Source organism: endosymbiont of Lamellibrachia barhami, from assembly GCF_011947365.2.
In the GTDB taxonomy this organism is placed as follows: domain Bacteria; phylum Pseudomonadota; class Gammaproteobacteria; order Chromatiales; family Chromatiaceae; genus QGON01.
Genome location: NZ_JAAVSH020000001.1, coordinates 1490378 through 1506250, shown reverse-complemented (window position 1 = coordinate 1506250; position 15873 = coordinate 1490378). Strand labels below are relative to the sequence as shown.

General features: G+C 53.2%; 10 protein-coding genes. 2 read left to right on the top strand and 8 right to left on the bottom strand.

All coding sequences use genetic code 11. The annotated features are described in order from the left end of the window. The gene (locus tag G9Q73_RS06775) at positions 1-2076 is read right to left on the bottom strand and encodes an ATP-binding protein (protein ID WP_246345083.1); all 2076 of its coding nucleotides are present in this window, start codon (positions 2074-2076) and stop codon (positions 1-3) included. Positions 2077-2237: 161 nt separating this feature from the next. On the opposite strand from G9Q73_RS06775, the gene G9Q73_RS06770 reads away from it, so the two are divergent. Further along, positions 2238-2630, top strand: a complete 393-nt coding sequence (locus G9Q73_RS06770) for a PilZ domain-containing protein (protein WP_177419115.1) — start codon at positions 2238-2240, stop codon at positions 2628-2630. Positions 2631-2643: 13 nt separating this feature from the next. Here G9Q73_RS06770 and G9Q73_RS06765 read toward each other — a convergent pair whose 3' ends face one another. The 4 genes from G9Q73_RS06765 to G9Q73_RS06750 form a co-directional block, all read right to left on the bottom strand. Beyond that, positions 2644-3585 (bottom strand): Nudix family hydrolase, encoded by a 942-nt coding sequence (locus tag G9Q73_RS06765; RefSeq protein WP_177419114.1) that lies wholly within the window; start codon positions 3583-3585, stop codon positions 2644-2646. A gap of 126 nt (positions 3586-3711) precedes the next feature. Beyond that, complete coding sequence (argJ, locus tag G9Q73_RS06760) at positions 3712-4914, bottom strand: bifunctional glutamate N-acetyltransferase/amino-acid acetyltransferase ArgJ (RefSeq protein WP_177421308.1); 1203 nt, start codon at positions 4912-4914, stop codon at positions 3712-3714. Positions 4915-4916: 2 nt separating this feature from the next. Continuing rightward, positions 4917-7733: a preprotein translocase subunit SecA gene (gene secA / locus G9Q73_RS06755; protein ID WP_177421307.1), complete on the bottom strand. Its 2817-nt coding sequence runs from the start codon at positions 7731-7733 to the stop codon at positions 4917-4919. A gap of 196 nt (positions 7734-7929) precedes the next feature. Further along, positions 7930-8868, bottom strand: a complete 939-nt coding sequence (locus G9Q73_RS06750) for a M23 family metallopeptidase (protein WP_177419113.1) — start codon at positions 8866-8868, stop codon at positions 7930-7932. A 127-nt stretch (positions 8869-8995) separates the two neighbouring features. On the opposite strand from G9Q73_RS06750, the gene G9Q73_RS06745 reads away from it, so the two are divergent. Next, positions 8996-9439: a DciA family protein gene (locus G9Q73_RS06745; protein ID WP_177419112.1), complete on the top strand. Its 444-nt coding sequence runs from the start codon at positions 8996-8998 to the stop codon at positions 9437-9439. 73 nt (positions 9440-9512) lie between these two features. Here G9Q73_RS06745 and G9Q73_RS06740 read toward each other — a convergent pair whose 3' ends face one another. The 3 genes from G9Q73_RS06740 to ftsZ form a co-directional block, all read right to left on the bottom strand. Further along, positions 9513-12941, bottom strand: a complete 3429-nt coding sequence (locus tag G9Q73_RS06740) for an NHL repeat-containing protein (RefSeq protein ID WP_177419111.1) — start codon at positions 12939-12941, stop codon at positions 9513-9515. Positions 12942-13579: 638 nt separating this feature from the next. Then, positions 13580-14491 (bottom strand): UDP-3-O-acyl-N-acetylglucosamine deacetylase, encoded by a 912-nt coding sequence (gene lpxC, locus G9Q73_RS06735; protein WP_177419110.1) that lies wholly within the window; start codon positions 14489-14491, stop codon positions 13580-13582. A 187-nt stretch (positions 14492-14678) separates the two neighbouring features. Then, on the bottom strand, positions 14679-15854 hold the full coding sequence (gene ftsZ, locus G9Q73_RS06730; protein WP_177419109.1) for a cell division protein FtsZ: 1176 nt from the start codon (positions 15852-15854) through the stop codon (positions 14679-14681). Positions 15855-15873 lie beyond the last annotated feature (19 nt).

The window sequence follows — 15873 nt, the reverse complement described above, 5'->3', positions numbered from 1 at the left end:
CTACTCATATTCCTGCGTCTGCACATATCTGGAGATCACCAAATCCAACTGCTCCGGCTCTACCGGCTTATTGATAAAGCCATCCATTCCGGCCTCGTGACACTGTTCGATTACATCCTCTGCGGCATTGGCAGTGAGCGCCAGAATCGGCATGTGCAGTCCCTCAGGCTCCTGTTCACGATAGAGACGAGTGAAATCAAAGCCATCCAGATGCGGCATACGAAGATCGATAAAGGCCAGATGAAATTCGTTACTCGTCGCCGCCTCCAGCGCCTCTCTTCCATCAATGGCATGAATCACCCGGTGCCCCTTCTGCACCAGCAGCGTCGTCAGCACCTTTGCTGCAATCGAATTATCTTCCGCCAACAAAATATTCACACCGCTGTCTTCAGCACGCCGGCCTCCACGCTTGGAAAATGCCGCCTCATCCTCACCACTCGCACTCTCCCCACGTAGCACCCGCACTGCGGCTTGCGCCAACTGATCGACAAGAAAGGGCTTCAGTAATGCCGGGATCACCCGTGCCGGCAGGTCCACCCTGCGCCCTCGATAGCCGGCAAACAGCACCGGAGGTTGTCCGGTCACATGTTCATCGAGCTGGTTCAGCACGATCTCCGGATCTATACCATTGACTGAATCACAGAGCAGAATCAGCTCCCAGGCCCGTTTCGGCATCTGCGCCAGTGAATCCACGCTGGAGACCGCTGTTACCTCCATACCCAACGCCGTCACCACCTCGCTGTATACGGACCTCCCCGTATCGTTGGCCTCAAACAGTAGACAGCGGCGGCCGGACAATACAGGGGGTTTAACCCCACTTTTACTGCCGTCCTTCGGCAGCAGGGGGAGTTTTACCCAAAAACAGGTTCCCTCACCCAGCCTGCTTCTGACCCCGATATCACCCCCCATCAGGCGCGCCAAGTCACGAGCCACCGTGGTTCCGAGGCCTGTACCACCGAAGCGACGGCTGGTCGATACATCCGCCTGCCAGAACATCTCGAATATATTCTCCAGCTTCTCAGCCGGGATGCCGATCCCCGTGTCCTCCACCTCAAGCCGAACATGCGGCACGGTTACCTTATCGTCAGCCGGAGCCAGCAAGACACGCAGGACCACCTCTCCCTCATCGGTAAACTTGATCGCATTGCCCAGCAGATTAAAGAGAATCTGAGAGAGCCGCAGTTCATCTCCCAACAACTCTCTGGGCAGCCGCGCATCCACTTGGCAGATCAGCTCAACCTGCTTCTCCTGCGCCTCTGTTGCCAAGGTTGAAGTGACCCCACGCAGCAGTTCCCGGATTTCAAAGGCACTGCTTTCCAGCTCCAGCTTGTTGGCATCGATCTTGGAAAAATCGAGGATATCCCCAATCAATGCCCGCAGCAGTTGAGCCGAGGCCTTGATTGAGTGCAGATACTCCTGCTGTTCCGCATCCAGGCGGGTGGACTGCATCAACCGCGACATACCAATCACCCCAATCAACGGAGTACGCAGCTCATGGGTCATGGTGGCGAGAAAATCCCCCCGCGCCTTATTGGCCTGTTCCGCCTCCTGCCGCGCTTCATGCAACTTGCGCAGCAGGGAGTATTGGTACATCGGCAGCACCACCAGCAGCAACAGGAAGAAAAAGGCCTCGAAGGTGTGCTGCTGCCACTCATCCAGGGCGATCAACACAACATTGTAGGCGAAGACGCTAAGGATGGAGGCTACCTTCAACAGCCGCTTGCCATAGCGGGTTCCGTAGGAGACGAATATCCAGATGTAGAGCAGGTAGAAGGGGCTGATTGCCTCGTTGGTGAGAAATATTGCCAGACTGACGGCAACGATATCGGAAACAACTGTGACGTAGCGACGCGCCGGCATCTCTGGCACGTAGTAGATACTGATCAGCAGGCCCAGAAAGAGCAGAATGAAGAAACCGAAAAAGAGATAGTACTGCCCGACATCGACCACATAGTAATCGGTCCAGGCGCCAAGCCCGATATAACCAACACTGAAACTCCAGATCGCCAGACGTACCCAAGCCGACTGATACTCTGAGTTATGCAACAACTCCCTTGAAAAAAGGCGAGAAAACATCTGATTCATTCCCTATTTATTCTCGGCAAAGAGACTTTTATTGCAGCTTGGGTCAAGAAAAACCGCAATCTGCCGAAAAGCTAACATAGATTGATGCCGCTGTCCGTCCAACAACAGAAACAGACAGCACCCCGCCCGCTCAAGCAAGGAGCATCTTTGGCATGTATATTACAAAACCCTTTCAATACGATGAGAACGAACAAAGCACTGGGGATGATCGTCGCCAAATCAAGCGGCGCCACCTCATCTACTATCTGCGTGTTTGGGAGACTGATTACGAACAGTTGCTTGGACATGTCGTCGACATCTCCAGCGAGGGATTGATGCTGCTCAGTGACCAGCCAATCCCCAAAGACAAAGAGTTTTCGCTGGAGATCCGTCTGCCAGGTATCGAAGGCAAGCAGCAAAAGATTGAGTTTCGGGCAGCCTGCCGCTGGAGCAGCAACGACATCAATCGGTCATTCTACGATTCTGGTTTCAGTTTTCTGAACAGCGCCCCTGAGGCGATCGATATCGTACAGCAGTTGATCAAGGAGTATGGTTTCCAGGACTGAGTCCAAAACTGTTTCAGTTTTCCGGCCACAATCCACGAATAGCCGCAATACCCTGGGCGCCACGTCGCCTTGCCTCAACCATCGTTTCCAACCGCATACCCCCCAGCGCATAGACTGGAAGATTGGCTTGATCGACCCATGCCTCAAACCGTTCCCACCCCAAAGGTTCCGCATCAGGATGGCTGGCCGTCGGCAGCACGGGTGACAATAGCGCGTAGTCCAGTCCCAGATCGACAGCGCGAGCAAGTTCCTCCGGATCATGGCAGGAGGCCCCCACCAGGCCTGCGTTCGCAGGACGTCGTTGCAGTGACATCAATGTATGTCGATTGAGGTGCAGACCATCCGCCAGCCCGGCCCAGTCCAGGATATTGTCCGGACGATTCAGCATGAGGCGGGCGCCCACCTTTCCAGTTGCTTTCCTGGCTGCATCCACCAGTCCCCGGTAATCCCGATCTGAGAGTTCATGGGCGCGCAACTGGATGATACGTACGCCCAGCTGTAAAACCTGTTCAAGGCGCCGCAGAAACTGTTCCGGCCGTGATGAATCTGCGCCGGTGATTAGATAACGAGACGGCAACTGCAGCGCAGTAATGACCGGTCGATCTGCCGCAGGAAACACCTCCGGACGCATCTCCTGTGGTCTGCACCAACGAAGCGGCTGGCCCTCGACACCCCGGGGCGTCCCCGCAAAGGCACTCACCCGGTGGACATCAAGGAGCACGGAACGATTTTCATAGTGATGGGTGATGCGGATCAGCGGTTCAGACCGCAGCGGCCGGACGTCGAGTTCCTCCAGCAGTTCCCGTTCCAGCGCCTGCAGCGGCGACTCACCCGCCTCCAGCTTGCCGCCGGGGAACTCCCAGAGTCCACCCTGATGCACATGTTGCGGACGGCGGGCGATCAAAATGCGGCCTTGGTCGTCCTCGATAGCTGCGGCGGCGACGTGGATCAACACTCTGTTTTGGTTTCTTGATTGAAGTTGCTCAAGACGTAGGCACGATCAAGCGCAGCGGATCGGGCGTTGCCGGTTCCGCTACGCTTGAACCGGCCTACGGTGGTGAGGTGAGTCAAGGTCAATCCATCAGGTTCGGTATTCAGCATTGATCTTGACGTAGTCGTAGGAAAGATCGCAGGTCAGTATCCGTGTTGCGGCATGACCTCGGCCCAGTTTCACACCGATGGTAAATTCGGCGCGATCCATCACCTGCTGTCCTGCCGCTTCCGTATAGTCTGCGGCGCGTCCCCCATCCCGGACGATACATACGTCATCGAGCCAGATCTCCACCCGATCAATGACCAAATCTTCCAGGCCAGCCCGCCCCACTGCGGCGAGAATACGCCCCCAGTTGGGGTCGGAGGCAAAAAGCGCGGTCTTGACCAGTGGGGAGTGGGCAATAGTATAGGCAACCGATCTCGCCTCCCGCTCACTGGTTGCGGATTCCACCAGCACTTCGACCAGTTTGGTTGCGCCCTCGCCGTCCCGCACTATCTCACGCGCAAGAGACATGCAGACCTCGGTGACCGTCTGACTCAGTTTCCGGTATGCCTCAGAATCGACATCAGACACCAATTCAACCCCGGCCTTGCCACTGGCCAGCAGCATGCAGGCGTCATTGGTGGAGGTATCCCCATCCACGGTAATGCTATTGAAGGAGGGCTGGACCGCATCGAGCAGGCACTGCTGCAACAGCGAAACATCCACGGCCAGATCCGTTGCCAGATAGGCCAGCATGGTGGCCATATCGGGCCGGATCATACCGGAGCCTTTGGCAATGCCAGTCACAGTGATAGTCTCTCCCGCCAGATCAAACTGTCGGGATACCACTTTGGGGCGGGTGTCGGTGGTCATTATCGCCGCCGCGGCCACCTCCCACGACGCCTCATCCAACGACTCAATCGCTTTCGGCAGCGCCTGTGCAATGCAATCGACCGGCAGATTCTCACCAATCACACCGGTGGAGAAGGGCAGAACCTGGGCAGCCTTACAGCCGGTAACCTCAGCCAGCGCCGCACAGGAGCGTTGCGCATCCAACATGCCCTGGTCGCCGGTGCCGGCATTGGCATTTCCTGAATTGATCAGCAGATAACGGGGGGCTTCTGCCCCCATATGCTGTTTGGCCACTTGCACCGGGGCCGCACAAAACGCATTACGGGTAAAGACGCCGGCGCAACACCCCCCCTCAGGTAACGCTATGACAAGCAGGTCATTCCTGTCGGAATACTTGATGCCCGCTGCCGCCACCCCCAGGCGAATGCCGGGGACAGAGTAGACGTCACCCCCCATGATCAGGCGATGCGCCCATGACACTGCTTGTATTTCTTACCAGAACCACATGGGCAGGGTTCATTGCGCCCGATCTTGCGTCCCTCGCGCACAAACGGCTGATGCTCTTCCTTTCCAGCAGCGGCCTGTTGCGGCACCGTCTGTTCCTCTTCGGTCAGGCCATGAAACTCTTCATGCTTGAACTCAAAGTCAGTGTCCTGCTGAGAGTGGTCCTGCAGCGCCATCTCTTCCGGCATCTGTACCTGAACCTTGGCGAGAACACCCACAACTTCAGTTTTGATGCTGTCGAGCATGTTGGAAAACATCTCGAAAGCCTCGCGTTTGTACTCCTGCTTGGGATTTTTCTGCGCATATCCCCGCAGGTGAATCCCCTGGCGCAGATAGTCCATCGCGGCCAGATGCTCTTTCCAGATACCGTCGAGCGTCTGCAGCATCACGCCCTTCTCGAACTGACGCATCCCCTCAGCACCGACGAAACCCTCTTTCTTCTGGTACTCAGCCTTGAGCGTCTCCTCAATACGCGCCTGGAGAGTCTCTTCATGCAGATCATGGTCATCATCCAGCCACTGCTGGATCGGCCACTCTCCACTAAACTCATCAGAGAGCGTCTGACTCAGTCCGGGAATGTCCCACTGCTCTTCAAGGCTCTCATGGGGGATAGACCGGTGCATCACCACATCCACCACGTCGGCGCGCAGACTGGCGATAGTCTCGGAGATGTCCTCCGTCTCCATCAGTTCGTTACGCTGCTGATAGACCACCTTGCGTTGGTCATTGGCCACATCATCGTATTCGAGCAGCTGTTTGCGGATATCAAAGTTGCGCCCCTCAACCTTGCGCTGCGCATTCTCGATCGCCTTGGTCACCCAGGGATGCTCGATCGCCTCGCCATCCTCCATGCCCAACCGCTTCATGATACCGCTCATCTTGTCGGAGGCGAATATGCGCATCAGGCTGTCGTCCAGCGAAAGATAGAAGCGGCTTGAACCCGGATCACCCTGGCGGCCGGAGCGGCCCCGCAACTGGTTGTCGATACGGCGGGACTCATGGCGCTCGGTACCCACCACGTGCAGACCACCAGACTCAATGACCTGCTTGTGAACCAACCCCCACGTCTCAGTCATCTCATCGACTTTTACCTTGTCCGGCTCCTCTCCCAACACAGCCAACTGAGTCTCAAGATTGCCGCCCAACACGATGTCCGTACCACGGCCCGCCATATTGGTGGCGATGGTAACGGCTCCCGGCGCACCGGCCTGAGCTACGATCTCGGCCTCGTGCTCGTGGTGCTTGGCGTTCAGTACCTTATGCTCGACATTGGCCTGCTGAAGCAGATTGGAGACCAGTTCCGAGGTCTCGATAGAGGCGGTGCCCACCAGCACCGGCTGACCCCGCTTCACGCAATCCTCTACATCTTCGAGGATCGCCTGATACTTCTCATCCGGCGTAAGAAAAATCAGGTCACCCTTATCGTCACGGATCATGGGCATGTTGGTGGGGATGACCACTACCTCCAATCCATAGATCTGTTGAAACTCGAAGGCCTCGGTATCGGCAGTACCCGTCATACCCGACAGTTTCTCGTAAAGCCGGAAATAGTTCTGGAAGGTGATCGAGGCAAGCGTCTGATTCTCGTGCTGAATCTCCACACCCTCTTTGGCCTCGACTGCCTGGTGCAGCCCATCGGACCAGCGGCGGCCATGCATGGTGCGGCCGGTAAATTCGTCGACAATAACGATCTGCCCATCCTTGACGATGTACTCCACGTCCTTCTGGAACAGAGCATGGGCACGCAGCGCCGCATTCACATGGTGCATCAGCATGATATTGGCTGAATCGTAGAGGCTTGCGTTCTCATCCAGCAGCCCGGCCTCAGTCAGCATATCCTCCACATGCTGATGTCCCTCTTCGCTGAGAAAGGTCTGGCGCGCCTTCTCATCCACCGAAAAGTCACCGGGACCGAAGTCCGGCTGCCCCTCGTCGTTGGTGATGGGATCCTGCCGCGTCAGCTGCGGAATGATCGCATCGACCGCCTGGTAAAGATTGGAACTGTCGTCGGTGGGGCCGGAGATAATCAGCGGTGTACGTGCCTCATCGATGAGGATGGAGTCCACCTCATCCACGATGGCAAAGAAAGGGGGACGCTGTACCCTTTGCTCTCCGCTGAACGCCATATTGTCGCGCAGATAGTCGAAGCCGAATTCATTGTTGGTGCCATAGATCACGTCAGCGGCATAAGCCGCTTTACGCTCAACGGGGCGCAGGTGCGGGAAGCCACCCGTGGAACCATTGTGTTCGGGATCATAGAGGTAGGATGCACTGTCAGACCCCGCTCCACCGGAGGAGTTGATGACACCCGTACTCAGCCCCATGAAGTGGTAGATCTTGGCCATCCAGACCGCGTCGCGACGGGCCAGATAGTCGTTCACCGTCACCACATGCACACCCTTGGCGGGCAAGGCATTGAGATAGACCGCCAGAGTGGCGACCAGGGTCTTGCCTTCACCGGTTCGCATCTCCGCGATCTTGCCCTGGTTGAGCACCATACCGCCGATCAGCTGCACGTCGAAGTGACGCATCTGCATGGCCCGACGCCCCGCCTCACGCACTGCGGCAAAGGCCTCGTTCAGGAGTGAGTCGAGAGACTCCCCCTTCTCCAGACGTTCGCGAAACTCCTGAGTCTTGGCACTCAGCGCTTCATCCGAAAGCGCCTCCATATCCGCTTCCAGCGCACTAATCTGAGCAACACTCTTGCTCATCCGCTTGATCAGACGCTCGTTGCGGCTGCCGAAGACCTTCTTGAAGATATTGGTGACCATGTAGTTGTTGGTGTCCGTGAAAAATGCGAAATCGGGCAATCATACCCCATGCCATCGATTTCATGAAGACAGGAGGGGAAAGATGGAGTGATGATGCTGTTCCAGCACCTTATCCGGCACTGTTCCAGCAAATATGCGGATCAATCCGCTGGATTCAAGACCAACAGGATTTCAGAAAAAGAGAGCTTTGCGGAAATCAGGCTCGCGCTTCGGTGCGCTTGGAACGGATATATTTGGTGGGATTGACGGTTTTACCATTGCGCAGCACCTCGAAATGGACGTGAGGACCTGTGGAGCGGCCGGTGGAACCCATGCTGCCGATGGTCTGACCCTGCTGCACCCGATCGCCGATTTTGACATCAACCTGGGCATTGTGGCCGTAACGGGTAACGTAACCTTTGCCGTGATTGATCTCAATGAGGTAACCGTAGCCACTCTGTTTGCCCGCCTTGGTCACCACGCCTGCCGCCACCGCAACCACATCCGAGCCCTTTTTGCCGGCGAAGTCCATCCCCTTGTGCATGGTGCGCTTACCGGTAAACGGATCGTTGCGCATGCCGTAGTAAGAGGAGATCCATCCCTTGGCCACGGGACGACCGGCAGGGTGTACGGATTTTTCCAGCTCCGAGTTCATAATCAGATCTTCCAGCAACATCAACTGCTGTTCCCGGTTCGCAATAAGCGCTTCCAGACTGTCCATATCCTTCAGGATCTCCGGCAGCACCGACTGCGATTTCGCAACTTCAGCCACTACCGGGCCACCCACCGCTGACGGCGCCTCGAAACTGAACTCACCCTTATCCAGGCTGCCGATATCCACCAGACGCTGTCCAAGGGCATCCAACCTCAGCAGATTGGCCTGCAACTGCCCCAGCCGCATGGCCAGGCCATCGATGCGCTCCTGGGCATCGGTCCTGGTATCTTCCAGCAGAAGGCGCTCCTGAATGAAGGTATCTCTCAGGGAACGCACCAGCTGGTGCTCAGGAAAGGTCACGTCCTGCACACCCATTTTGTAACCGGTCAAGAGCATGCCTGCGCCAAAGACGCAAAGCAGTCCAAGTAGGGTGATTGCCGATAGACAACGTCCTGTAGTACTACAGCTCTTTCCGATGCCACGCAGGTAGATGATCTTCATTTAACCAGTTCTATCCGGGATTTTCAGGGGGAACTACAGCATTTATCGACCGCTTAAGCCGAAACCTTTAGGCCTTTCTCTGCCAATTGCGATGGCATACAGCCGCGCATTCTCCTATGATTTGCCCATGCAAAGCAAGATGAAGTCGCTGGAAGAGCTGTTTGGCTCCCGGGAATCGATCAAAACCCTGAACAAAAAACTGGCGCAACATGCGGCGCTATTGGCCAGGATTCGCCAGCTGCTGCCCGAACCCCTGGGCGACCATTGCATCGGAGCTGTACCCCATGAAACCCGGCTGGTGCTGTTTGTCGACTCACCCGCCTGGGCCAGCCGGTTCCGTTACCTGGGACGGGATTTGCGGGAAAAAATGAAGTCCGAAGGCGTGGCGCTGGAAAGTATCAAGATCAAGGTATTCCTGCCCCAATCGGCACCGGCCGAACGGCACCACCCGGAGGAACCGCTGACCCTTTCCGCAGAGAGCGCCGAGATGATTCGCAGTACCGCCGAGTGTACCGAATCAGACGAACTGCGGGAGGCGCTGCTGCGCCTGAGTAAGCACGGGAGCAGATAAAAAGGGAACCCACCCATGCTCTATCGCAAGACCTGCACCCCGGTTAGATAGACCCCAAATACCTCATCCATACTTACGGCGCCAGCGGCGGAAGATTTGGAATTATATAGTGAGATCCACCCAAGTCGAATTCAGCCTCCCAACTCCAACTGCCGTCTGGTGGGATGCGTCGATTGAGGGTGGTCTGAATGTCAGCTTCCTTGGTGGTAGGATTACATGCGGTAGTGGCTTCATCACCAGGTGCCAAGTTACCCAATTCCGACGTTTTGGCTGGAACATAGATAAAGCGGTTGCTAGGTACCTCTGTTAGTGTCAGCACGAGATTTTCTATTTCATCACTGCCAATATTCTTAATAGTAACAATAATCCCATAACGACTGATAAAGCGCGTCAAACGATTGACCCAGCAATTTTGGTAGTTTGTTACAAAGGCCAATCCGATCGTTATGATCTCAGCATCTGATTCTGCAGAGTCACCAATACTATCTGTTACTTTTAATACGGCAACACCAGAACTTGGCAATGTAATTGTTTTGGTCACTATGCCTGGTGAAGTGATGATTCCATCATCAAGTTCTTCGTTGAAGATACCGTCACCATCCAGATCCCACTCATACGACACAATAGTTGTACCGGGATTCTGGGCATATGATGCTGTTCCATCGAATATCAATGGATTTCCTGCGACTGCGGTCCATGGGCCGTTAGTTAGTGGAATGGGTGGTAGTCTGGAAGTAATAGTGAGTTCGTAAGCGCCTGTATCATCCATCTCTTCAGCTCTGACTCTAAGCCAGTATTTTCCTGGGTCTAATTCTGCCTTCATAATTGAAGGTTCCCCGATGTTAACTGTATCCTTGGATTCTTCAACAAGAGTGGTCGGGATATTCTGTCCTGCGGAGCCATCGCCATATAAGTACATGTGGGCATTTTTTAATTGTGATACTGCAACCATTGAAGCTTTAATGGTGTAAGTTCCCCTTGTAATAACATCAAACTCATACCAGTCATTGTCACCCGCAAAAGAAATATTGCCGTCCGTATGCGTTCCATCTAAATTTAGATATAAAGAGGATGAGGTGACTCTAATGGTATAAGCACCTTCTTGGACGACTGTGTCATCAGGCGCGGTCACCTTTATTTTGTATGCGCCTGGAAGTAGATGCGTAATAATCTTTGCTGCGTTTCCAACGCCACTTTCGTCATCTTCTTTTAATAGTCTATATTCATCACTCGGCCCGTATAATGAAATGTAAGTATCGTTTAAAGATCCTGAATGCGTTTCAATTGTGAATAAGTCTTCTGTCAACACTGTGAACTCAAACCAGTTGTCTGTATCAGCATTATTGATGCGGCCACCAACTTTAGATCCATTAACTGTTAGTTGAATTGCAGTGCTTATTTTTCTTATTCTATGGTCTGTGTGATCAGTAACAAAGATATTGCCTCTTGAATCTGCGCCAACGTCAGATGGGTTATGGAATCTTGCGATGCTTCCCGGACCATCTTGATAACCAGCATCCTCTGTGAAAGCACCGGCAATTGTACTGACTTCGTAACTATCATTACCTACAGGCGTAAGTTTTCTAACCACTCTTGTAAAATATTCTGTAACATAAATATTGCCAGTATCGTCTACAAAAATATCCGACAAGGAACCAAATTCTGCGATTGGATAAAAACCGTCAACCACCCCATTAGATCCATTGCCTGCGATCGTAATAACGTTGTCAGTACCCGCCTTGATTTTTCGAACTCTGTTATTCTGGTAATCTGCAATATATATATTGTCAACATTATCAACGGCAACGCCTGCAGGATAGTCAAATTGCGCTGATAACCTATGGCCATCTGCAAAGCCAGCAGTTCCAGTTCCTGCAAATGTAGTAACCATTCCGTCAGGAGAGATTTTTCTTATTCTATTGTTACCACCATCCGATACGAAAACATTATCATTCGAATCAATCGCCAATGAATTGGGGTTATTAAACAGGGCAGATGTACCTACCCCATCACCATAACCAGCCACACCAGTGGTTCCTGCAAATGTTGTAACAACACCTTCGGCAGAAATCTTTCTTATGTGATGCCCTGCCCCCTCAATAATGTATGAGTTACCACTGCTATCCTTTCCGAAAAAAGCCGGTGAAGTAAAGGTTGCAGTATTGATTGGGCCATTGTTATAGCCTTGTTCGCCGGTGCCAGCTACTGTCGAAACTATCCCATCAGGTGAGATTTTGCGGATTTTATTATTGCCACTGTCACCAATGTATAGAGAACCATCTGTATCAACAAAAAAACCAGATGGGGCATTAAAGCTGGCTGCAGTGATATCACCATCCAAATCACCTGATTCGCCTGTTCCTACATATGTTGAAACAATATTGGAGTCCAGATCAATTACATAGTATCTATCTGTGTAAAGTAGTTCCGTTTCAAACATCCGATATATCGCGTCATACCAATTGTTGGTGTGATAATAGTCCTCATTGATATTTGACATGACGATAATTTTGCTCGTGTGCGGGTAGGTTAGATCGTAATTCTGCATAAACGGACGATCCACATCAGATGAAAAAACCACTTGGGTATTGTGTACTAGTGGTGCGACTGGTATACCTTCTGGCAATGTACCACTTACATCTGCAAAATGATTAGTGACCATAGGTGCATTTAAGTCAAGGTCTCCTATCCATGGATCCTTACATGTTCCACCGCCATAATACTCATCAGGAAGGTCAGGGTAGAGTGTTTTGTCTACAGTGATTATGGGATCACCACCAGATGGATTCGGATTTCCATAATAGTCAATCCATTCATCTACTGGTAGACGCCAATGTTGCATGCCCAACGTATGCCCAAACTCGTGAAACATGATTATTGATGCTTGGTTGCTTGAATCAGAAACCTGAGCACTTGGGTTGAATGGTGTGGTGAAAGTGGTTCCATCTATGAAGCCAATATTACCGGGTTCTGACGAAGCTTCTTCACAGGTATCGATTGGAGACCCATGATAGTAGACAGGCGGGTATGTGGCAGGTTGGTATGAAAAAAATGCATCTTCTTTTGATTTGTACAGCAAAGAATTATATTTAAAGTCTTGTTTATTACGATCGTGGAATCGTATTTCACATTGATACTGATCAGTGCAGTTCGACGTTAGCCCTGTGCGGAACCCGTTTGGAAAAAATGAGAGAGCGGTCCATGAACTAGGACTCCAATCTTTTACAGATAGAATTATGTTAGTATCTTCAGGATTACCTTTCCATACAACGTCCAACTCAGGGATTACTGATTCCCACATTTCCATGCCAACACGCGCACCTTTAATAAAGTCTTGTTGAGCATCTACACTACTTTGGTACCATGAATCTGGTCCAAACTGTACGTACATTGAAATTTTATTGTTCAACTCGTCTACTGTTAGCTGCCCCCACGCATGGACTTGACCGGCTATTGACGCTATGGCTATTGCTGCCAAAAAAAATAAAGCTGATGTTCGCATAACAACCTCCATTTGCTGCATACACGCTGCAAGCACCAAACCACAGGACGCCATGTTTATTATTGGAACAAAGCGCGAAGGGAATATAATTTATACAATCACGCTCCCAGACTTTTCTTACGTCAGCGCCCTCTGACCATCTGCCAAAACTTCGTAAATATCGAACCAGAAAACAACGACTCCAAATATTCAATCCTTCCAGAAAATAGAACCCTCTAAACTTTTTATAGGCCATATGGGAAGAATATTCTTTAATTGCGCACCGAAATATTGATCTGAATCAGTAAAAGACCGGCTCAAAAAAACACTCGCGCTCCCACCCAAAAAACTCTCTTTCCCATCTTGTCGTTCGATTATGGTTTTCCTCACTTCCTGCTGTTTCTCTGTCCCGATGGACAAGAACACTTCAGGTGGTGTGGATGCATTCAACGATTAAACAGGACGGAGGCAATGAACCATACTGCCGCGATTACTCCATAGTTAGGCAAATCGCGGCGATAGCGCCGCTCCTTCCATGATGAGGTGTTTGTCAATCTTAGAATGTCACCCAATTCTGCCGCCGAAAGGAAAAAGTTCGCCGCAAAAAAAAGCCGCCTCCAGACGGAAGCGGCCTTTTTCGGCGTAAGCCGGAGATTGAGTCAGGTCACCTGAACAGGCTTCATATAGGAGATAGGCGCCTTTTCGGTCTCGTCGAAGGTGACCTCTTCCCAGGCATCCTGGTCCTGCATCAGTTCCCGCAACAGGCGGTTGTTGAGGGCATGTCCCGATTTGTGGCCGCTGAAGGCGCCGATCAGGCTGTGGCCGAGCAGGTAGAGATCGCCGATGGCGTCGAGGATCTTGTGTTTGACGAACTCGTCTTCGTAACGCAGACCATCTTCGTTCAGCACCCGATAGTCATCCACGACCACCGCGTTGTCCATGCTGCCGCCGAGGGCAAGTTCCCGCTGACGCAGCATCTCGATATCACGCAGGAAGCCGAAGGTCCGGGCGCGACTCACCTCTCTGACGAATGAGGTGGAGGAGAAGTCGACGCTGGCATACTGCGCCCGCTGCTCAAACGCCGGATGATCGAAATCGATGGCGAAGCTCACCTTGAATCCATCAAAAGGTTCAAAACTGGCGCGTTTGTCTCCATCCTCCACCACGACCTTGCGCTTGATTTTGATGAAGCGCTTGGCCGCGTTCTGTTCCTCCACTCCGGCAGACTGGAGGAGGAATACGAAGGGTCCGGCACTGCCGTCCATGATCGGCACTTCGGGGGCGCTGACATCGACATAGGCATTATCGATACCGAGTCCGGCCAGGGCTGAAAGCAGATGTTCCACCGTCGAGATCCTGACACCGTGCTGCATCAGGGTCGTAGAGAGACGAGTGTCACCGACATTTTCCGGGCAGGCACGGATCTCCACCGCCGGATCCAGGTCAACCCGGCGAAATACGATACCTGTATCCGGCGCAGCAGGCCTTAGGGTCAGATAGACCTTTTGACCTGTATGCAATCCGACGCCAGTGGCGCGAATCACATTTTTCAGTGTGCGTTGCCGAATCATTGCCGTTTTCGCTCCCTTGAGAAATTGACCTTTATGAGCGCGGGAATGTTATCACATGTCAAATTATCCGACAAAAAGGCCGTCGCATTCTTTGAACATGCGGGATCGGAACCAAATTTGATTCCGCCCCCGGCACGCTGCACCACCCTGAAACTCCAACACTCTGAACGCGGCTATCCCACAAAGTTCAATCGGCCTGACGACGCAGGAATGCCGGGATATCAAGGTAGTCGAGACTGGTCTTTGTCGGCGCTTCGGCGGCAGATTTGGCCGCCAAACCCTTGCGCACCACCGTCGGACGATCCAGCTCTCTGTAGTCAGTCGGGCCTGGTTTGACGACATCCGTACCCACCAGTTCCAGTCCCGCATCGGCCTGACGAGCCGGTTTCGGTAATTCGGCCGCAGACAGATCACCCAGTCCGGTGGCGACCACGGTAACCCGCATCTCCTCCTGCATATCGCCGTCGATGACCGTTCCCACCACCACAGTGGCGTCTTCATCAGCGAACTCCCGCACGGTATTGCCCACCTCGTCGAACTCGCCGATGGAGAGGTTCAGACCCGCTGTGATATTGACCAGAATACCTTTTGCGCCTGACAGGTTGATGTCTTCCAGCAGCGGACTGCGAATCGCCTTCTCCGCCGCCTCACGGGCCCGGTTCTCACCCGTTGCCTCACCTGAACCCATCATTGCCGCACCCATCTCCGACATCACTGTCTTCACGTCAGCGAAGTCCACATTGATCAGGCCGGGACGGGTAATCAGATCTGCAATGCCCTGCACCGCGTTCAGCAACACATCGTTTGCCGCCTTGAAGGCGTTCAACAGACTCATATCCTTGCCCAGCACCGCCAACAACTTCTCATTGGGAATGGTGATCAGGGAGTCGACACTCTTCGACAGTTCGGCCATGCCCTCTTCGGCAATCCTCATGCGTTTGCTGCCTTCGAAGCCAAAGGGCTTGGTCACTACCGCCACCGTCAGAATGCCCAACTCCTTGGCCACCTGGGCAACCACCGGCGCTGCGCCGGTACCTGTGCCGCCGCCCATGCCAGCAGTGATGAAGATCATGTCGGCCCCCTCCAGCACCTCATGGATCCGGTCATGATCCTCAAGGGCAGCCCGCCGGCCTATCTCAGGATCTGCGCCTGCACCCAGGCCTTTGGTGATATCGGAACCCAGTTGCAACAGCGTACGCACCTCACTGTTGCGCAGTGCCTGCGCATCGGTATTGGCACAGATGAAGTCAACGCCCTCAATCTCGCCCGTCAGCATGTGGTTCACTGCATTGCCACCGCCACCGCCTACGCCTACCACTTTGATCACAGCGTTTTGACTGTGTGTATCCATTAGTTCAAACATTGCCTATCTCCTCTTTTAT